This window comes from Acetobacter sacchari (genome assembly GCF_017377715.1).
Classification (GTDB): Bacteria; Pseudomonadota; Alphaproteobacteria; order Acetobacterales; family Acetobacteraceae; genus Acetobacter; species Acetobacter sacchari.
Genome location: NZ_JAFVMF010000003.1, coordinates 249,596 through 267,373, shown reverse-complemented (window position 1 = coordinate 267,373; position 17,778 = coordinate 249,596). Strand labels below are relative to the sequence as shown.

Here is a 17,778-nt window from a genome sequence, read left to right as displayed (position 1 = left end):
GCACTCTACATCATTAACGAGCCTCGGGAGAAAGCACGGCAAAAAGAGGTCTGAGCTTCGGTGGAAACAGCGCGGCCGTTGCCTTTGTAGTGGTCCTTTCGCTCAGAGATTGGCCTCCGAAAGGAATTGAGCGACGTGCTCGATGCGCGTCGCAAAGAGGAAACGGTCGGCTGTGTCCCATCCCCAGACAATGCCCGTGAGGCGCGCGACACCAGGCGTCCAAGGTTCGTTCCGCTGCGCGAACTCGACGATCCTCGTATTCCATACAAGGGAACCACTCATTCCATGCGGATCGAGCGGGATTGAGTCCTTCTTTCCATCGGTCGAAGTCGTTGCCTCCGGATGCCATTGCAGGGCGAAGTGATAGTTCGGATCAAAAGCTGGGTGACGGATCGGACGACGTGTCTCCTCCGGCTCCAGGGCCTCATCATATTCTTAGGTGAGATAGGGCGTGCCAGGTGTGAAGAGCATTTGGCCGATGGCTGAGAAGTAAGATTTCTCGTCCGTGAAACCCATGACGAAAAGATATTCCGCTTGCAGCGGCGCATGTTTGGCCTCGAAGCGATAGTCGGGGAACGCCATGCCGCTATGGCAAACGCTGTTCCAATGATCATCGACGGGACTAATCGCTAGATCATGCGGTGCCCCTATGGCAACGAATGGATTGTTGATCCGAAGGTAGTCCTCGGTATCGAAGCACTTGCGGGCGAGCGAGTGCTTCTGGACCGTTGCTGCGACATGCTCATTGGTCAGAAGGAACCTCTTGTCGCGCCAGTGAATATAGCCGCCTGAGCCGACGTGCTCGCCAGAATCGGCGTCAAGTATCCCAGAGATCTGGGTCACAAATGGTGCCATTTGATAGGTCATCAAGTTCGACGCGACTGCGAGACGGTCTTCCAGGGTCGGTTCCTCGGTCATGCTGGACTCTATCTCTTCTTATGGAATGGAGGACGGCTAAAGCCACCTCCCCTCGCCTTCTCGCGACACCATCCTCGGCGGCGATGACAACTAACATCTTCGGCCGCTCGCCTAGAGAACTAGGCTGACCATTCTTGCAAGAAGGGAGGGTCTTTCGAGTCCGGCTCGGGGTTAGGTCGGCTGACCGACAGTCTCGTTGGAACAGGTAGGGCCGCACCAAAAATAATCGCCTCGCCGCGGCCCAGACCAGCGAGCTGGCGAGATACGTTCACCCCCGCCGTTTCCGCCGCCGACGCGACCGCCCGCTGATCCGCTTCGTTGTTGAGGCGGAACACGGCCCATGTGCCGCATTGGGAGAGCACGGTCGGGGAAACTTCGGACGGGCGCTGGGTGCTGATGAGCAGGGATAGGCCGAACTTGCGTCCCTCTTTTGCAAGGCGCTCATAGGCGAGCGCCTGCTGTCCGCCGTCCGACTCGCCGGGTAGCTGACGCAGGTAATGGTGGGCCTCTTCCAGGGCCAACATGGTCGGATGGGTGTTGCCGGGACCGCTCTTGAATATCTCGGCGGCGAACATCTCAAGCAGCGAGCCGAGAACGAACGGCATAAGATCCTGAGTCAAGCGGCTAAGATCGACGATGTGAACCGACCAATCGTTCTGGCCAAAGACCGGAGGTCCAAACACTTCCCGAACGAGCGCGGCGCATTCGTCCTGCATACTCAAGGGATTGGCCAGCCCCGCGCCACCTGTGATTTCGACAATGGATGTGAATTGCGGGTCTTCGATCAAACCGCGTATGCGGTTAATCATTGACTGGATATGGCCGTATTGGAACGTGTCGCGCATCCAGCCTTGGTTATTCGGTTTTAAGACGTACCATTCCGTGGCAAGGCATGACAGCGCGCGCATGTGCGGCCAGACATTCGCCGGGGGCGTGTTTCCCGCCCTTAGCCCAGCCATCGCTTGATTAGCGTGGGCGGAATTGCCGGTGTGGCAGTCGTCAAAAAGAACATTGGCCTGTCCGCCGGCCAGCTTCGCGCCGTGCGCGTCCGCTTCCACGAAGCGAAGATGCTCGATTGCAAAGCGCAATGCCGGCATCTGCGCTTTCTCGCTCGGTATCAGCAGCCGGGACAGGCCATGCCGACCAAGGGCGTAGTATGGAATCCGAAGCCCGCCATTGGGGCCGCCTAGCTGCGTGATCTTCACGCGCTGTCCGAGGTGGGCAAAGGCGGGTGTATATTCGCCGTTGACGTCGAACACGACGATCCGCGACTTTGGCAGGCGCACAAGTTGTTGCAGCACCGCTGCGACGAAGTGTGTTTTACCCTGGCCCGTCGAACCAAGGATCGCCATGTGACGACCCAGCACCTGGTCGATGTTCGCGCAGACCTCCACAGCCCGATTGCGCGAATCTGCGCCCAGCCTGATCTGTTCGGCCTCGATGCCGGCCGCGCCGATGGTCGCCACGGTTTCGATGTCGGAAAGCGGATAAACGCTCGCGCCAAGAACGGGCAGCCGCCATTCCTGCGGCGAAAACGCCAGCCTGCCATCGCGCTTGGCCAGAAAGCCAACAACACGGCCGCGAAGCTGGCGCAACGGCTCTTGCGGGACATTCAAGGATCGCCCGCGTCCTGCGGCGTGGACTTCGCGCGGCTCCGCGAACGCAACCGTCATGATCCGAAGGATGATTGTCTCGGCCCCGGCGTCGATACCGACCAAATCGCCCGGCTGCTCTACGGTCGATAAGCCGTCGCGGTGTCCGGCAACGTGGCCACGGGAATCCTCAAGCAGATTCACCAGAAGCTGCGGCCCGTCGATCTCAACCACATATCCGATGGGGCGACGGGAACTCATCAAAGCAAGTCCTCAAAGCCGTTGCCGGGTGCAGGTGCAGCTTCGGCAGCGGCCACCGCTTCTTCTGCGTCCGCACTCCCGGCGGATTTCTTCGACACTTGAATGTTCGTGGCCTGCTTGAGCAGCACTTCAAGCTGGCGCGCACGTTCCGACACCTCATCCAGCATGGCCGGTTCGGGCAGGTCATTCGCCAGTGCGTCGAAGAAGCCTCCGGCCCCGAAGCCGCGCACCGTCACCTGTGGAAGCTGCGTTAGCAGCAGGCGCTTAAGCTGCTCGTTGGGTCTGATCGCCTCGCCGGTCGCGGCGAGCGTGTCGTAAATGCCCAAGCGGTCGATCTCGGGAAGGTAGATTATAAGTTGCAGGGTCGGGTTCTGTAGCGCCGAAACGATAAGCCGATTGATGTGGTCGTCGGTAAATCCGTAGCCATTGACGATAAGGCAGGCGTTCGGACGGGAGAGAAATTCGGTGAAGCGGCGAATGACCTCGCCATATACGAACGCAGTGGTCTGAACGAATTTCGACGCGCCGGGGAAGATCATGAAACCCGGCCAGTTGTCTGGCTGATCGGATGCGATGAACTGATCCACCAGCGGCTTCACGCTGGTGCTGGGCAATTCGCACACGCTGCCTGACTTGCTCGCGGTCCATGAAATCGAGCCGTGCAGCTTACCAAGGTAGAGGTTGTATGTGCCGAAGCGCGCCTCGCCGCGCGCCTGCACGTTGCGAAGACCAAGATCGAAACTGCTCGGCCGGAAAGCGCGGTCGTGCGTTCCCGAAAAGCCGTTGACGCAATGGAGGCCCAGCGCCTCGGCCGACCACTCCAGCGCAAGGTCGTAGTTGGTCGTGAACGCCCACGGCGCGGCCTGACCGGGTTGGCGGTTTCCGGCAAGGCGGGACACAAGCCTGATGTGGTCCGAAAGTTTGGGGTTCAGGATCGCCTGATCCGGTTCGGACCATAGCTTTTCGTCCAGAATGGCGGCCCGCAGCACAACCTTGCGCAGGGCGTGCCGCGCCGCTTTCAGCTTAGTCAGGTCAGCGCCGGTTCGTTCGCCGTCCAGGCAAGCGATTTCCAGCCGGTCGAGCAAGAGTTCGACATTGCCCGCCTCGCCGTCCGCAAGAAACTTGTTGTCCCGAAGGAACTGGATTTGGTCAGCGTATTCGTTCTCAAGCAGCGCCCACACGTCCGACATGACCATGCCGCCGACGCCTTTGGAGGCTCCGGCACCAAGCAAGACGCCGACATTTTCCAGCCGGATCGCAAGCGCAAGATGCGCCAGGAACTCGTCGGAGGTTAGCTGTCGGCTTCCCCTGATGGCGAAGAATGTCATGACAATTCCCCCCTGAACGCCTTGTCGAGAATGGCGGGGAGCATGGCGCTCATCCCCGTTGCAGTCTCTTGCTGTAATCCCTGCACGGCATTGATGGATGTGAATGTTGCGATGGCGCGTTCCTGGTCCCTGAGTGAAGGCATGGAGAACTCAAGCCGCAAGAACTGTTCAGGTCTGGTGCGCTCTCTCCTTGCGCCAACGCCGCGTGTGGCATCCTTGAGCCGCCCCCAAAAAAACTTCGTAGGAACGAGTGCCGCCAGATACTCGGGCAAACAACGATCCGCCCTACAGCGAAAGGTCCGGTATTCGGGGGATACGAAATAGCCGTGCAATTCCTTGGGGGTCATAGCTACCGCGCCCTCCCAGCCCTTCACTTGGCTCATGACCAGAGCCCCCTGATAGAGACGGTTGAAGGTGCGATAGGTTGTTTCTCCACCCTTCACGGGGGCCTTAGCAAATAGGCCGCCACCAAAACCACGCACACCCGCTTGTGGATAGGGAACGCCTATCTCGATGGGTGTCGCGTCCTCGTCGAGTTCAATAAACTTGGAGAGCGGTTCTGGCTTTGACGTAGCTAAAGCAGCATGTGTTGCAGACACGAACGCGACGGTGGCTTGATCGGATAGAGCCCGCAGATTTTGCGCCTCTGCCACCTTTGCCGCCAATTCTTCAATGCGCGCGACGATGCGGCGCTGCTCGTCGAGCGGCGGCAAGGGAACATGGATAGCCGCAAGCTTCTCCACGCCAAGAGTCCGGTTGCGACCCGCGCCTCCTGGTGACGCCCGAAGAAGCTGGTCGCGCCCCTCTGCCTGCGTGAACCAGTAATTGAGGAACCGAGCATCGGCTTTTGACTTGTCGGTGACACAGGTTAGAAACCTATGCGAGCCAACCATTCCACGCTCGGCTTCGGTGGCGACCGCGACGGCCCCCTCCCACGCAAAGACGATATTGAAGAGCAGGTCGCCCGGTTTCACCGTGAATACGCGCTTATCGGCGATGTCCAGTCCAGTGACCGGCGCTTTGTGGAAGACACCTTTCCCGAATGAGCGGATGCCGATTTCCCGATACAGTTCCTCGGCCCTGGTGAGAACGGGGCGTCTGACCAGTGGAGCGATTTCACCCATGGATGCTTTGGGCCACGCTTTCGTCATGCAGGCGACCCCAACGCCGTCTTGATCTCCCGCATCAACTCGGCGATCCGCAGTTCTTTCTTCAAAATGTCGTCGGCAAGCTGCTCCGGCGGCAGATGCTCGAAGTCCACCCCGGCGCGTGGGTTCTTGCGGTCGAGGTTGCAGCCCGCGTCCAGCAACTCCCTGACCGGCACCTTCCACGCCTGATCGTTCTCCTCGCGTTTTGTCCACCACGCCATGCTGCCCCTGAACTCATCAAACTGCATGGGCTGGGTCTTGGTATAATTCTTCCGCCCTTCGGGCAGCGGCTGTTCGTAGTACCAGACCTCCTTGGTCGGCCCGGAGCGGTCGAAGAACAGGATGTTGGTGGGGATGCCAGTGTAGGGCGCAAACACGCCATTGGGCAGGCGCACGACGGTATGAAGATTGAACTCCTTGAGAAGCTCCTCCTTTATGCGGGCGCATACGCCATCGCCGAACAGTATGCCATTGGGCACGACGACAGCCGCGCGCGCCGGTCGCCCAGCGGAAGTCGGCTGGCGCCTCAACTTCCGCATGATGAGTTGCAGGAAGAGAAGTGCAGTTTCAGCGGTTTGGCGGTCCCCTGGGAAGTTGCCCTGGATGCCTTTTTCCTCCTCGCCGCCGAAGGGCGGGTTAGTAAGGATCACATCGACGCGCTCTTTCTCGCCGATTTCCGAGAGCTTGAAGCGCAGGGCATTGCCGGGGTCGATCTGCGGCGCGTCCAGCCCGTGCAGCAGCAGGTTCATCTGACATAGCAGATAAGGCAGGGACTTGGGCTCGCACCCGGTGATGGTGTCGTTTTGCAGACGCTTGCGGTCGGCGACGGTCTTCACCTGCTTCTCAAGGTGGTTGTAGGCTTCCACTAGAAACCCGCCGGTGCCGCTGGCCGGATCAAGGACGGTCTCGCCAAGGCGAGGATCGGTGACTTCCACCATGAAGCGGACGACGGCACGCGGCGTGTAGAACTCGCCGGAATCGCCCGCCGCATCGCGCATTTCGCGGAGCATGGATTCGTAGAGCGCGCCGAGAGTGTGAAGCTCGTCCGACGATGTGAAATGAATCCCGCCCACCTTGTTGATGATGTCGCGGAGCAGATAACCGCTCTTCATGCGGTTATCGACGCCCTTGAATACGGTGGCGATCACGTCGCGGCGGTTGTCGCCGTTAGAGCTTGAGAGCGAGCGCAGGTAAGTGAACAGGCCGGGGCCTTTCGTCCCATCCGCTCGTACGGCTTCGTCGGAATTGATGAAGGAAAGCAATTCGTCGCCTGTGACGCCCTGCGGATCAGCGGCCCAATCGCGCCAGCGATACGGAACCTCGACGGCGGCCTTGAACTTCTTGCCGGACAACGCGGTCTCCTCCTCGCGCTGCTGCTCAAGGTCGTCGAGGAACTTGAGGAACATGATCCATGTCAGCAACGGCAGGCGGTCGAGGTCGCCGTTCAGCCCCTTGTCCTTGCGCATGATGTCACGCGCAGACTTGAGGAGGCTGCCGAGCATCTGGGAGGTGGTCATCGGTGCGGCGTCTGCACCGTTCTTCTTTTTAATTCGCGCCATAGAGCAGTCCTTGCAGGTCGTTCACAGCCCGGCGAAGTTGGTCGGGTCCGCCAAACAGCTTGATGATTTCGGCGGGCTGGCCGTGAGTTGAGATGGGCGGAACCTTGAGCACGTCCGGCAGGACAAACTGCGCGTCGCCGTGTTCCGCATATTTTTCCAAAAGCTCGTCGAGCAGCTGACGCGCCTCGGGGGAGAATTTCTCGAAATAGTCCTTGCGCTCGGCCTTGAGGCGCTGCGCCCGCTCGCGCCTCGTGCGAAGCGGCGCGTTAAAGGCCAGATGGCAAAGCAGGTCGAAGGGGTCAGCGTCGGTCTGACCCGTCTGTTCGGCCAGCACGTCGAAATCAACGCCACGCCCGGCCAGCGCGGCGATAATCTCACTGCGCTGGTCTGCGTCCGCCCACCGCCTGCGAAGCTCGGCGGAGGTCGGCGCCAGCGAACGGACGCTTTCGGCGACGTATTCGGTGTATTTGACGACGCGAAGCTGCTTGCCGTTCGGATCAAGCTCGTGGACCAGGTGAGCCACGACTTCGACCTGGCCGCCGTCGAAATAGAATTTGCGCGGCTCGCCGGTCGGCGGTTCGATCACACCGGGCTCGTCCTCCTCCGGCGGGGCAGGCTCCGGCTCCTGACCTTCGGGGACGATCTCTGTCGTTGCGGCAGTCTCGCCGGCATCGTTGACTTCTTCTTCCGTGATCCGCACCGGATCGCCGTCGAAGTCCGGGTCAGCGAACATGCGGGTCGCCGAGCCGGTGTAGTCGAGGATGTTGAACCAGAGCTTGCCGTAGTCATCGCGAAGGCGCGTCCCGCGCCCGATGATCTGCTTGAACTCGCTCATGGACCCAACGACACGCGCCAGAACGACATTCTTGCAGGTTGGCGCATCAACGCCGGTCGTCAGCAGTTGCGACGACGTGAGGATCACCGGCGTTTTGGTTTCGAGGTCTTGGAATTTCGAGAGGAGGCCGCGCCCGATGGCGCCCTCGTCAGCGGTAACGCGCACCACATAGTCGGGATACTGCGCCACAAGGTCGGCATTGAGGTTAACCAGCGCCTGCCGCATTTCCGAGGCGTGTTCCTGATCGACGCAGAACACGATAGTCTTGGCGAAGCGGTCGGTCTTTTTGAGAAAGTCGGTCAGGTGGCGGGCGATGGCCTCCGTCCTGGCGCGCAAGGCGATGGACCGCTCGAAGTCCTTGGTCTGGTATTCGTCATCGGGGATCGCCCGGCCAAAGCGGTCAACCTCGTCTTTGCTCGGCCGCCAGCCGGCCGCGTCCCATTGGGTGACGACGCGATGCACCCGGTAGGGTGCGAGAAAGCCGTCATCGATGCCCTGGCGCAGGCTGTATTCGTAGATCGGGTTGCCGAAATAGAGGTAGGTGTCGCGGTTGTCCTCGCGCAGCGGCGTGGCCGTCATGCCAAGCTGGTATGCGGGCCCGAAGTGCTCAAGGATGACGCGCCATGAACTGTCGTCCCGCGCACTGCCTCGGTGACATTCATCGACGATGATGAGGTCGAAGAAATCCGGCGGATAGTCCCGAAAAAGCCCCGCGCGTCGCTCGTCCTCGGCCAGCGCCTGATAGATGGCGAAATACATTTCCCGGCTTTTGACGATTTCGCCGGATTCAATCTTGTGGCGCGCATCGCCGAAGGGGGTGAAGGTCTTGTCCTTCGGGTCGTCGATGAGGATGTTGCGGTCCGCGAGGAACAGGATGCGCGGCTTGCGATGCTCCCCACTTCTGTTCCAGCGGCTCGACCAAAGCTTCCAGCAAATCTGGAAGGCCACGATGGTCTTGCCCGTTCCTGTCGCCATGGTGAGAAGGAGGCGCTTCTTTCCCGCAAGGATGGCTTCGACCGTGCGGTTGATGGCGATCTGCTGATAGTAGCGGGGTGGCTTGCCGCCGACCGTGTTGTAGGGTGCGATCAGGTGTTCGACGCGCTCGGGCGTATCGATTCCGCTACCCGTCTGATAGCGCCGCCAAAGGTCATCGGGGGTCGGGAAGTCGGCGACGCGCGTTTCCGTCCCCTTGAAATAGTCGATCTCGATGATTTCGGCGCCGTTGGTGGCGTAGGCGTATTTGAGGCCAAGGATTTCCGCATAGTCGCGGGCTTGCTGCACGGCATCGGCCGCTGATTTGTAGCTGGCCTTCGCCTCGACCACGGCGAGCGGAAAATCCCGCGTAAAGCGCAGCAGATAGTCCACCCGCTTGGGCGGCTTGCGGACAAACCCCTTGCCCACGGGAATGACGCGGCCATCCGTGATGCTGCGCTGCTCGGCGATGGAATGAGGATCGTTATCCCAACCGGCGGATTGCAGCTTGGGCACGACAAATTTTCGGCACGTGTCGGCTTCGTTCGTCATGCGCCCCCGCTGCCCCCCTGCTGTTCTTCAACCTTACGCTTTATCCAGTTTGCGATTTCCTGCCGCTGGAACCGCCACGATCCGCCGACCTTGAAGCCAGGAATCTTGCCTGCCGATACAAGCTTGTACGCGGTCTTCTCATTGATCTTGAGAAGTTCCGCTACCTCTCGGATCGTCAGGATTTCGTCGCCCATGCGCCCGCCGTGACTCGTGATCGGGGAAGTTTATAGAATATTGGAGAAAATTAGGGAAGACGACGGCAGCTCCCATCGGGCGTGCAGCCGCGGTTGGGCCGGGCCGCCGAGGAGAAGCGCCTACTTCCACCGCGCTCAGTGACCACAGCCTCACCCAGCGGGTGGCGGACATCGGCTTCAACAGCGAGTTCAGCGACGCCTAGCCGATCGTCGGCGGCGCTTGGCGCAAAGGCCGGTATTCGTGGTTGGGCGAGGCGTAGTCGATATACTGATCGGCCGCGTTCGTGATCCGCAGCAGGAGGCGCTGGAACAACCCCCGGAGCAGCTTCATGTCCCGGATCGCCGCCACCTCCTGACCCTGCGGGATTGGCGTGCCGTGGGCGGCTTTGTTCCGTCGGCGCCACGCGGCGTCCTCGTCATCGCCCAGCTCCAGGTTCAAGGCGGCCATCACGTCTTTCAGCCGCTGACGCTGATCGATGCCGTTGAAGTTGGGCAGCTTATCCTTCAAGGCCGTCTTCGCCTCAGCGGAGACGTTGCCGCTGTCGATGACGTCGCTGAGTGCATTCTTGAGGATCTTCCATTCGTCTCGGGTGGCCCAGCCCTCTCGCACCTTCCCGGGGTTGGCCTTGGTGTATGCGCTTTGCAGGCCCTCGATCGCCGCCCCGAAGTGCGCGGGTGCGATGTGTGGGGTGGCGGCGCACGCATGCCAGAAAGCCCAGTGCAGGTTCGCGAGATCCAGGACGTCGAACGCCGTCACGAACGCCTGGATCGCCCTCGTCAGCTGCGGGCCGCCGAGCTCGTTCAGGAAGCGGTCGCCGAGCGGCGCGAGCTGCAGGATTTCGATGTCGAAGGCATGGCGGCGTAGGCTGTATGCGCTCCGCGCGAGCGTGGACACGACGTTCCATTCGGCGTCGTAGTGGGTTGTCCCGAGATCGACCAAGTACACGCCCATCGCGAAGGAAAGGCCTGTGCGGACCTTCTTTCGGAACTCGTCGTCGGGGACGCCATCGTAGACGATGCACCCCGGCTTGATGGCGCCGGGGCGGTCTTCTCTGTCGAGCGCGCAAACGTAGAAGGTCGCGCCATCCACCGTCACCTTGGCGGAGTTCCACGAGGTGCTGGAACGGTCGGTATCGCCTGCGATGGTGATGCCGTCGTTGAGCGAAATTCTCCGAGTGGTGATGGTCCTGGTGACGACGTCGGAGGCCGCCGGCCAAGTGTATGGGCTTCTGGGCAGGTTTTCGAGCCAGTCGATGACGTATGCAGCGGGCGCCGCGGAAGGGTTGTTGGTCTTGGCGATATGGACCTGGGCCAGTTCCTTGAGGGGCTGTTCAGTCACGCCGACGGTCTGGCGGTGCTGGCTATAGGGCAATAGCCCGAAGAATTCCCCTTCGAGGCCGCCCACGCTGCGGAGGAGCGCCCGCTCAGTCGTCATGCGAACCGTGCCTCGCGGCTGGTCGATCGCCGCCGACTTCGCATTGGAGGCGGCTTCAGTCTCCAAGATGAGGTGCAGCTTTTCGTCCCGGCGGATCGAAAAGCTGCGAATCGGCTGATGAAGCGGGCCGGGATCTATGATCTCGAACAAACCCTTGTTCAGAATGCGAAGGCATTCCTCGGTCAGGTCGTGCATCACCGGAAGAGCCGCCGGATGTCAGACATCGGCCGAAATAGTTTCATGGGCTGATCGGGCAATGCGAGGAAACTCTCCCGCTCATAGAAGCGACGAGCGCCCTCATCTTTCGCGTCGACGATCACGGCGAACGAGGCAACTTCACTCCCTGCGGCGCGGTAAAGCGCATCCGCTAACAAGAACCGGCCATAGCCCTTGCCCTGTTGGCGTCGATCGACGGCAAGCCTTCCGAGCAGTGTCGCCGGCACGAGAGGGTAGCGCGGCAGCTTCCGCGCGGTTTCCGCTGGAAGCTCGCCAAGATGCAGACCGGTTGATGACAGCGTGTAGTAGCCGGCGACAGTCCCGTCCGGCAGGAGCAGGACAAACGGCGCAGCCAAGTTTTTTCGGGCGTCTTGTCCGGCTTGGGTCCGAAGGTATCGATCAAGGGCATCGACGCCACTCTCGAACCTGGCCCGATCGTGGTCGGAGGTCAGCGCCTCGACGCGCAGCTTCTCGTCGCTTCCTGACGACACGCCTTAGACGCCGGTACGCTCGCGATAGCGGCGTACAGTATCCCGCAGACGGTCATTGACCGGCCGGGGATTGATTAAAGCATCCACGAAGGCCTCGCTGTCGCGGACAGAAAGCGCGAGCTGGCTATGTTCCTCAATGGCCCGCCGCGCCGCGTCCTGGACGCTGCTCAGAACGAAATCGGTCACGCTCCGCCCTTGCAAAGCAGCGGCCCGTTCAATCAGGTTTTTTTGCTCGGCGGTGACGCGCGTCTCCAGACGCTCCGCTCGCGTGCGCGAGCCAGTCGTCTTAGATGCTGCATTCGGCATGGTAACCTCCACCGCCAATGTACGGCCATTGGCCGGTTTTTTCAAGGGCGGGTTCGCGCTGAAGAACGAATAAGGAACGTCACCGTTGGTCGTGCCCCGAGCAGGACACATTACGCTGTGCGGGCCAAGTCCGGCCGGCGCTGTTTCCAGCAACAGATCACCGGAGCATCGCGTCGCCGTCAGCTCGTGATTTTCAAGGTCGGAATGAAGCCGCCGACGGTCCGATTCTGGTCATAGATCTGCATGGGCAAATCGGCCTTCGGCATCCGCACGCGCCCGACTTCGACCGCCGCTGAATTCGGCAACGCGGGAAACACGTTGATGACGGCATCCTCGCCGTGAAAGGCCTTGATGCGATCGAGCAGACGTCGAAGCTGGCGCTTGAATTCCACCAGGTCGTCCGGGCGGCGCATGATGTCGTTGTGCGGATTTTCGGCCGTCAGCGACCAGATGGCAACATCGTCGCCGAGCACCGCGCGAATCCGTTCGTCTGTAACGGTTGCGCTAAGCGCGAGCTTCAGCGCGACCGCCGCCTTCGGTGACCCGGAATAGTCGCCAGCCTGAAAGGTGATCGCGGGCTGGTCAGCTTGCCAGCGCCATGTTGGCGGCTCGCGATATCGCTGATGAACCGTGACCGGGACGATATCCCCCAGCAGATGCCCAAGCTCGATTAACAGCGGCTGCGGCGCCAGTGCGAACACGCTGAGCTGCTTTATCTCCTTTTGCTCGATGCGCTCTTTCACCTTGCGCGCGAATACGCGGCGCAGATTCTCCTGCTGGACGGACCAGTAATTCGCTTCATGATCGGCATAGTCACATCCGACCAACTCGATATCGATCGTTCGGCCCTCGGCAGGGTGCCTGTCGGGCGGCATCGCCATGAAGATCGATCGCGTCGATACTAGGGCATCGCGCTGTCCGATATCCGCCGCGAACCGAAGGACGTGTGCGGCGCGCTCCTGCGCCATTCCCGTCACGATGGCGATCCGGTCCTCGTGCTCCGCCTTCATCTCAAGCAGGAAGGCCTCGGGATGATCCGCGAGATAATCGACGTCTACGCCCTTATGATGCTTCGCACAGAGCAGCATGAGATTGCTCAGGTCTTTGGCGAGCGCGGGCGAGCGAACTGCATCGCCGCGCGGGCCGTCGGCACTGTCGGCAACAATGTGCGCGATGAAGCCGAACTTCCCATCCTCGCGGCCGGCGATCAGGTCGCCGACAAGTTCCTCGTTGCACCCGCGGTATTCGCAGCGCCCGGCTGCCTTGGTCCAGAGGGCGACCTGAATTTTCTGTGGGATTTGCGTTTTTGCCATGATGGTGTTTCGCCCCGATTCGCTATAGTGTTCACGTTTTATCCCCAAAGCTCAACCGCGCAGTTCGATCATCCACACGCGGACCGTGGGCTTCACCTTGGAGGTCTATGGTGGAAAAGCAGACGCGCACCCGCGAGAGCGAGGAATTCCTCGAGGATCTTGCCGAAGAACTGAGCGTGCCGCCAAGCCGGTATGAGCAGGCCGACCGGAGTTACAAGTCACTAGGCGACTGGCTGCACCGCGACGCCTCAACCGTCCGACAGTACGGACCCAAGGTCTACGTCCAGGGGTCTTTTCGCCTCGGCACGACGATCCGGCCTTTGAACGAGGCCGAGGAATATGACGTCGATTCCGTTTGCGAACTGCAGAATCTGGGCAAGACCTCGCTGACGCAACGGCAACTTAAGGCGCTGCTGGGCGCCGAGATCGAGGCCTACCGACGCGCCCAGAACATGAATAAGCCGCTTCGCGAGGGTCGCCGTTGCTGGGTGCTCGACTACGCCGATGGCGCCCAATTCCATATGGATATCGTACCCGCGCTTCCGAACGGGCAAGCCGCCCGCCTCCTCCTGGAATCTCGCGGCTATGACGCGCGATGGACGCTCACCGCCATCGCCATCACCGACAAGGAGGCGCCGACCTACACCATCGTTACCGATGATTGGCCGCGCTCAAACCCCAAAGGCTACTGCGAGTGGTTCAAGAGCCGGATGGCAACCGCGCTCGAACGGCGCAAGCGCGTGCTCGCCGAGAGCATGAGGGCGAGCGTCGAGGATATCCCGGACTATAAGGTCCGAACGCCGCTTCAGGCCGCGATCATGATCCTGAAGCGTCACCGCGACCATACCTTCGAGCACCGTGGCGACGAGCGGCCGATCTCGGTCATCATCACCACCCTCGCGGCTCACGCCTATAACGGCGAAGAGACGATCGGCGAAGCGCTCGCCGTTATTCTCGCGGGCATGGACCAGCATATCCTGTGGCACAACAACCGCTACTGGATCCCGAATCCGACCGACCCGCTCGAAAACTTCGCCGACAAATGGGCCGAGCATCCCAAGCGGGCGACCGCTTTCTACGAGTGGCTCCAAAAGGCCAGGACGGAATTCGCCGAGGCAGCCCGGTCGAGCGACAGGAGAGTGATCACCGAGACCGTCGGACGCGGCGTCGGCGGATCGCTCGCCGACCGCGCGGCCCACCGCCGTTCGCCGCCGGCGCGATCCCCGCTGCTCAAAACCGCCTCGGTGGCGCCGGTGGCCGGAGGTCTTTCCTTTCCGGACAGGAGCCGGGTCCCGACCAAGCCACAGGGGTTCGGCGGCGCCGAATGATTTGGTGGCTCGAAAATCCGACTCGCGCGCGATCCGAACGTCAGGGCGTCGCTGACCTTGCGGAGCGGGTCGCCTGGCTCAAGGGCGTGCGGTGGCATCTCTCGAATGGCGCTGCGCTCGCGGTCGACTTCGAGATCGAGCATGATGGCGACAGCGTTCCGCTGACGATGACCTATGGGGAATTCCACCCCAATTCCCCACCCATCGTACTTCCCCGCGACGGTAGTCGTCTGTCGAGCCACCAATATGGGACGGGCGGAAATCTCTGCCTGGAATATCGTGCCGACAATTGGGAGACGTCGATCACCGGGGCGATGATGATCGAGAGCGCGCATCGTCTGATCGCCGGTGAACGCGATGTCGATGGTCCCGAACTGCCCTCGGCGCACGCCGTTTCGCTCGGCCAAAGCGTGCGCGGCTCCTATTTCCGGTTCCTGCTGACGCGGCAAATGGAAGAGCGCCTGAAGGCGATCGCACCCGGTCAGTCGGTCGAGATCGGCATTGCAGAGAAATATTACGCCGATACCTTTACGGTGACGATCGCAGAGATTGACGGCGTCACCGATGGCCGTGCATGGCCGGCCGGGATTCGGGAGACGACGAAGCGCGGCCAGGCCATTCGGCTGCCCGAAGGGACGGCGATGCCCGCGGCCACGCAAACCGGTATCGCCGACCTGCTCGGAGCGCTTGGCCTCGGAGTGCTTCGCGAGGCTGCGCTCGCCGCCAGCGGAGAAATGGACCTGGTGCTGGCGTCCGCGACCGGGACCGCACATTTCTATGCCTATGACGCCGGGCAGAAGCGCGTCTTCGGGCGCTCGCGACTACTGAAGATCGCCACCGGTGGCCGGCTCCCGGACGACTACGCTGTCCTCGCCGGAGAAAGCGTCGGCATCGTTGGATGCGGCTCGCTTGGCTCCAAGCTCGCCGCGATGCTGGCGCGCGCCGGCGTGCGGACGTTCACGCTGGTCGACGATGACGTCTTCTTCGCCGAGAATCTGGTGCGCAACGAACTCGGCGCCGCCGCGGCCGGCGTGCACAAGGCCGACGCGATCCGCAGCCGCCTCATCGAGATTGCCGGCACGATCGACGTCACGGTGCGGCGTGTCGCGCTGGGCGGCCAGGAAAGCGCCGATTCCACGGACTCGGTGATGTCGGCGTTGCGCGCCTGCGACCTTATCATCGACGCCACCGCCGACGCGCATTGCTTCAACTTCTGCGCCGCGGTCGCGAAGGAGAGCCTGAAGCCACTCGTCTGGGGCGAGGTGTTCGCCGGGGGCATCGGCGGCCTTGTGGCGCGTGTTCGATCAGGCCATGAGCCGGAGCCCCAGGCCGCCCGCAACCAGATCAACGCCTGGTGCAATGCGCATGGCGTCCCCGCGCCGCTCGCCGGCTTGGCGGCCCCCTATGAAGCGGCAGCCGGGAGCGCCGGACCGCTTGTCGCTGACGACGCCGAAGTTTCCATCATCGCAGGTCACCTCGCGCGTCTGGCGACCGATGTGCTCACCCTGCCGGAGGACAGTGCGTTTCCGGCGCCTGCCTATGCGATCGGCTTGCGCAAGGCCTGGATTTTCTCCCAGCCGTTTGAGACATGGCCTATCGAACTCGCCGGCTCGGCCCCCTGGAAAGCCGAACAGGACCCCGCTTCTGTCGCAGACAGCCTTGCGCTCTTGCGCGAACTCTTGCCCTCGGCGTTCGATGGTCACGATCAGCCTTCCGAATGACCAGCGGGCGCAGCTTCGCAAATGCCTGCGAGGGGCCGGCCGGCGTGAGATCGGCGGCATCCTCATGGGAGAGCAAGTCGCACCAGATCACTTCCGCATCGTCGACTTCTCGGTCGACGAAACGACCGGGACGGCTGCGCATTTCGTCCGCAGTCCCGACCATCATGCGCAAGCGCTCGACATCTTCTTTCGAAAGACCGGCTCCGATTTCAAACGCTTCAACTATCTGGGCGAGTGGCACTCCCACCCCAGCTTTCCGGTCCAGCCGAGCCACGAGGACGTCATCTCGATGCAGAGCCTAGTCAACGGCGAGCGGGACATCGATTTCTCAGCGCTGCTGATCGTCCGGCTGCGGTACTTTCTCCACCTTGAGGCCGCCGCCTATATGTTCGTACGGCGCGCCGCGCCCGCCAACGTCGAGCTCACGATCTAATCGCATTCAAAAGGTACGCCGGGCGCCCGGATCGATCGGCGGCGACGCGCAGGGCCTCACGGCGGTCCTCGACCGTCAGGGAAAGAAAGGCGTCAGCCATAGGCAGCCTTTCCCACGCTCCTCGCGAGCCAAGTCGGAAGCTGCGGCGCGGTGGCCACTAACTCGCCAAAGACGCCTGGCGGCATCTTCCGCTTCAGCGTCATGAGCGCTTCCTCGGCTTTGTCGGGGCCTAGCCACGCGAGCGCGCGCACCGCTTCGCCCGCTGGCCGGCTTCCCAAGGTCAACTGCCAGCGTGGCGCGTGGCGCAGTTCCACGACCTGCTTGCCAAGGCTCATCTTGCGGCTGCGGCCCGAAGTTAGATAGACCGACCGAACCGGCACCTGCGTCGTCAGACCAAGGGCGTTGGCCGCAGCCGCCCCATTCGAGACAATGATCTCGCCTCGCTGGGCGGCAAGCGCCTCCACAGCCTGTTCGACGGAGGGCGCTCGCGTGCCGAACCGAGACGTGATGGGGCGAAGGTAGATCCCCCGCCCGGCGCGGATGAGCTGCCCCCGCTCGGCCAGACGCGACAAGGCCTGGTCCACCGCGGCGCGATTGCCGAGGTGAAGCAAGCTCTTGGCGGATATAGGCGCCCCTTCGGACTGCTTCTCCGCGTATGCCAGAATCTGTTCACTCAGACGCGACATGGCCATTTTCCTGTCAGGAAAATAAGCGGTTTTCTGACAGTTCGCAACCTGATGCCCAGGACACCGAAGGCTCCGGAAATTGGGAGTCATGGGGACCCACCGCGCCCGAGGGCTCGGACAGCTTTGACGACGCTGTCTCAGGTCAGAAGATTGCGCTAAGGTTGCGGGCCTCCTTCGTCGAGTCTGGTGGCTAGAAACGAGACAGGTGGAGGCCCGGACATGCCGATGATCACCCTCTCCACCACGCCCAAAGGCAATGGCTTCCAAGCGACGGTAATCTTCCCGGGCGACGGCGTTTCGATCAGCTCGGCCGAAACCTATCCGACGATCGCTGAAGCCTTGACCGCCGCCGCGCTCAAGCTGCTCGACATGCCCGAGCGCCTGGAGGCGATGGATCGCCCGGAGCCCCTGACCACTCGGTGAATCGAGGCTGAGCGCTCACCTGAAAGCCGGAAACCCGCCGATACGGGACGACGGATCAACGGATCAC

At 61.9% G+C, this 17,778-nt stretch carries 16 protein-coding genes; 4 read left to right on the top strand and 12 right to left on the bottom strand.

Annotation, left to right across the window (positions count from 1 at the left end; translation table 11 throughout):
- Positions 1–435 precede the first annotated feature (435 nt).
- From J2D73_RS04130 to J2D73_RS04080, 11 genes are all read right to left on the bottom strand, one after another.
- Positions 436–918, bottom strand: a complete 483-nt coding sequence (locus tag J2D73_RS04130) for a hypothetical protein (RefSeq protein WP_207879637.1) — start codon at positions 916–918, stop codon at positions 436–438.
- Between the two features lie 119 nt (positions 919–1,037).
- Positions 1,038–2,744, bottom strand: a complete 1,707-nt coding sequence (gene herA / locus J2D73_RS04125) for an anti-phage-associated helicase HerA (protein WP_207879635.1) — start codon at positions 2,742–2,744, stop codon at positions 1,038–1,040.
- 26 nt (positions 2,745–2,770) lie between these two features.
- Positions 2,771–4,099, bottom strand: a complete 1,329-nt coding sequence (locus J2D73_RS04120) for an SIR2 family anti-phage-associated protein (RefSeq protein WP_207879632.1) — start codon at positions 4,097–4,099, stop codon at positions 2,771–2,773.
- Complete coding sequence (locus tag J2D73_RS04115; protein WP_207879630.1) at positions 4,096–5,250, bottom strand: restriction endonuclease subunit S; 1,155 nt, start codon at positions 5,248–5,250, stop codon at positions 4,096–4,098. Before J2D73_RS04115 ends, J2D73_RS04120 begins: the two co-directional genes overlap by 4 nt.
- Positions 5,247–6,806 (bottom strand): type I restriction-modification system subunit M, encoded by a 1,560-nt coding sequence (locus J2D73_RS04110; RefSeq protein ID WP_207879628.1) that lies wholly within the window; start codon positions 6,804–6,806, stop codon positions 5,247–5,249. The genes J2D73_RS04115 and J2D73_RS04110 overlap by 4 nt, the downstream gene beginning before the upstream one ends.
- Positions 6,793–9,165: an EcoAI/FtnUII family type I restriction enzme subunit R gene (gene hsdR, locus J2D73_RS04105; RefSeq protein ID WP_207879626.1), complete on the bottom strand. Its 2,373-nt coding sequence runs from the start codon at positions 9,163–9,165 to the stop codon at positions 6,793–6,795. Before hsdR ends, J2D73_RS04110 begins: the two co-directional genes overlap by 14 nt.
- A complete protein-coding gene (locus J2D73_RS04100; RefSeq protein WP_207879624.1) occupies positions 9,162–9,359 on the bottom strand; it encodes a helix-turn-helix domain-containing protein in 198 nt (65 codons plus the stop codon). The genes hsdR and J2D73_RS04100 overlap by 4 nt, the downstream gene beginning before the upstream one ends.
- A gap of 199 nt (positions 9,360–9,558) precedes the next feature.
- The gene (locus tag J2D73_RS04095) at positions 9,559–10,989 is read right to left on the bottom strand and encodes a hypothetical protein (RefSeq protein WP_207879613.1); all 1,431 of its coding nucleotides are present in this window, start codon (positions 10,987–10,989) and stop codon (positions 9,559–9,561) included.
- Positions 10,989–11,501: a GNAT family N-acetyltransferase gene (locus J2D73_RS04090; protein ID WP_256890101.1), complete on the bottom strand. Its 513-nt coding sequence runs from the start codon at positions 11,499–11,501 to the stop codon at positions 10,989–10,991. Before J2D73_RS04090 ends, J2D73_RS04095 begins: the two co-directional genes overlap by 1 nt.
- 3 nt (positions 11,502–11,504) lie before the next feature.
- Positions 11,505–11,960 carry a type II toxin-antitoxin system TacA family antitoxin gene (locus J2D73_RS04085; protein ID WP_243429621.1) on the bottom strand — a complete coding sequence of 152 codons (456 nt, stop codon included), beginning with the start codon at positions 11,958–11,960 and terminating at the stop codon, positions 11,505–11,507.
- Between the two features lie 26 nt (positions 11,961–11,986).
- Positions 11,987–13,168, bottom strand: a complete 1,182-nt coding sequence (locus tag J2D73_RS04080; RefSeq protein ID WP_243429620.1) for an SAVED domain-containing protein — start codon at positions 13,166–13,168, stop codon at positions 11,987–11,989.
- A gap of 59 nt (positions 13,169–13,227) precedes the next feature.
- Between J2D73_RS04080 and J2D73_RS04075 the strand changes: the two genes are divergently transcribed.
- The 3 genes from J2D73_RS04075 (at position 13,228) to J2D73_RS04065 (ending at position 16,602) form a co-directional block, all read left to right on the top strand.
- Positions 13,228–14,448, top strand: a complete 1,221-nt coding sequence (locus J2D73_RS04075; RefSeq protein ID WP_243429619.1) for a nucleotidyltransferase domain-containing protein — start codon at positions 13,228–13,230, stop codon at positions 14,446–14,448.
- 86 nt (positions 14,449–14,534) lie between these two features.
- A complete protein-coding gene (locus J2D73_RS21145) occupies positions 14,535–16,169 on the top strand; it encodes a ThiF family adenylyltransferase (RefSeq protein WP_207879610.1) in 1,635 nt (544 codons plus the stop codon).
- The gene (locus J2D73_RS04065) at positions 16,144–16,602 is read left to right on the top strand and encodes a Mov34/MPN/PAD-1 family protein (protein WP_207879606.1); all 459 of its coding nucleotides are present in this window, start codon (positions 16,144–16,146) and stop codon (positions 16,600–16,602) included. Before J2D73_RS21145 ends, J2D73_RS04065 begins: the two co-directional genes overlap by 26 nt.
- Before the next feature lie 92 nt (positions 16,603–16,694).
- Here J2D73_RS04065 and J2D73_RS04060 read toward each other — a convergent pair whose 3' ends face one another.
- Positions 16,695–17,288: a DUF6088 family protein gene (locus J2D73_RS04060; RefSeq protein WP_207879603.1), complete on the bottom strand. Its 594-nt coding sequence runs from the start codon at positions 17,286–17,288 to the stop codon at positions 16,695–16,697.
- Between the two features lie 219 nt (positions 17,289–17,507).
- On the opposite strand from J2D73_RS04060, the gene J2D73_RS04055 reads away from it, so the two are divergent.
- Positions 17,508–17,711, top strand: coding sequence for a hypothetical protein (locus J2D73_RS04055; protein ID WP_207879601.1), 204 nt, complete (start codon positions 17,508–17,510; stop codon positions 17,709–17,711).
- The last annotated feature ends 67 nt before the right edge of the window (positions 17,712–17,778 follow it).

What these genes read in the sequence shown, in the direction of transcription:
- J2D73_RS04130 (WP_207879637.1), bottom strand. Translation starts at nt 918, where the DNA reads ATGACCGAGGAACCGACCCTGGAAGACCGTCTCGCAGTCGCGTCGAAC.
- J2D73_RS04120 (WP_207879632.1), bottom strand. Translation starts at nt 4,099, where the DNA reads ATGACATTCTTCGCCATCAGGGGAAGCCGACAGCTAACCTCCGACGAG.
- J2D73_RS04115 (WP_207879630.1), bottom strand. Translation starts at nt 5,250, where the DNA reads ATGACGAAAGCGTGGCCCAAAGCATCCATGGGTGAAATCGCTCCACTG.
- J2D73_RS04110 (WP_207879628.1), bottom strand. Translation starts at nt 6,806, where the DNA reads ATGGCGCGAATTAAAAAGAAGAACGGTGCAGACGCCGCACCGATGACC.
- hsdR (WP_207879626.1), bottom strand. Translation starts at nt 9,165, where the DNA reads ATGACGAACGAAGCCGACACGTGCCGAAAATTTGTCGTGCCCAAGCTG.
- J2D73_RS04100 (WP_207879624.1), bottom strand. Translation starts at nt 9,359, where the DNA reads ATGGGCGACGAAATCCTGACGATCCGAGAGGTAGCGGAACTTCTCAAG.
- J2D73_RS04095 (WP_207879613.1), bottom strand. Translation starts at nt 10,989, where the DNA reads ATGCACGACCTGACCGAGGAATGCCTTCGCATTCTGAACAAGGGTTTG.
- J2D73_RS04075 (WP_243429619.1), top strand. Translation starts at nt 13,228, where the DNA reads ATGGTGGAAAAGCAGACGCGCACCCGCGAGAGCGAGGAATTCCTCGAG.
- J2D73_RS04065 (WP_207879606.1), top strand. Translation starts at nt 16,144, where the DNA reads ATGGTCACGATCAGCCTTCCGAATGACCAGCGGGCGCAGCTTCGCAAA.
- J2D73_RS04060 (WP_207879603.1), bottom strand. Translation starts at nt 17,288, where the DNA reads ATGTCGCGTCTGAGTGAACAGATTCTGGCATACGCGGAGAAGCAGTCC.
- J2D73_RS04055 (WP_207879601.1), top strand. Translation starts at nt 17,508, where the DNA reads ATGCCGATGATCACCCTCTCCACCACGCCCAAAGGCAATGGCTTCCAA.